This is a genomic window from Methylobacterium sp. WL12, assembly GCF_008039475.1.
GTDB lineage: Bacteria > Pseudomonadota > Alphaproteobacteria > Rhizobiales > Beijerinckiaceae > Methylobacterium > Methylobacterium cerastii.
The window spans coordinates 1-907 of record NZ_VRUW01000222.1 but is presented as its reverse complement, the minus strand read 5'-3'; the positions used below and the strand labels follow the sequence as shown (position 1 = coordinate 907).

1 protein-coding gene is annotated in these 907 nt (G+C 67.3%); it reads right to left on the bottom strand.

What is annotated here, in order from left to right:
* Positions 1 to 10 precede the first annotated feature (10 nt).
* On the bottom strand, positions 11 to 829 hold the full coding sequence (locus FV226_RS27610; RefSeq protein ID WP_147765418.1) for an IS5 family transposase: 819 nt from the start codon (positions 827 to 829) through the stop codon (positions 11 to 13).
* Positions 830 to 907: the final 78 nt, after the last annotated feature.

The following is a 907-nucleotide window of genomic DNA, read 5'->3' as shown; positions in this document are numbered from 1 at the left end:
AGACCCCGTTTCATAACGCTCGTGCCAGGCGTCTGACGAGGATCATGGCTGCTGCCAGGACGAAGAAGGCGAGTGCGGAAGAGGCCGTCGCCTCGTGATCACGGGCGAGCCTGCGGCATCGACTGATCCATCCGAAGGTTCGCTCGATGACCCAGCGTCGCGGTTGAACCGCAAAGCCCTTCTGTCCCTCGTCGGGCGCAATGATCTCGATGGTGATCGCCGTCGCGGTGCCGACGCGCTCGCCTCGATAAGCTCGGTCTGCGAAGCAGTGGGCCAGGAACGGCCAGAGACCGCGCGAGGCACGCAAAAGCGCAACGCCTCCATGGCTGTCGTGGAGGTCAGCAGGCGAGACGGCGGCGATCAGAAGACGGCCATCCGTGTCGGTCAGCGCGTGGCGTTTGCGGCCCACCACACGCCGGGCTGGATCGTAGCCGCGTTCTCCATCGACGCCGACGCCGCCCGAGCGCGCCGCCTGCGCATCCATGACGGCACCGGTCGGGCTGGCCTCACGCCCGGCTCGCTCGCGGTCGTCCATCGTGAGGGCGTGGGCGAGGCGCTCGAACACGCCCGAAGCTGACAGGCGCAAGAACCAGCGATGCACGGTCGACCAGGGTGGGAACTCATGCGGCAGGTGCCGCCAAGCGCAGCCTGTCCGTAACACATACAGGACCCCATCCAGCACCCACCGCATCGGCCAGCGCCAGGGGCGACCCCTTGATGCGGGACTAGGCAGCATCGCGCCGACGACGGCCCATTCAGCGTCGGTCAGACAGGTTGCGTAGGGGCGGCTTTCGCGCGCAAGCTCGGTGCGAGCGGTAGGGGTCCACATCGGCGATCCAGGGTGAGCGTCAGACACTCTCCCAACGCCCGCGACACCTGCCGCTCACCCCATTATGAAACGGGGTCT

Coding starts and splice junctions, on each gene's coding strand:
- FV226_RS27610 (WP_147765418.1), bottom strand. CDS start 829: ATGTGGACCCCTACCGCTCGCACCGAGCTTGCGCGCGAAAGCCGCCCC.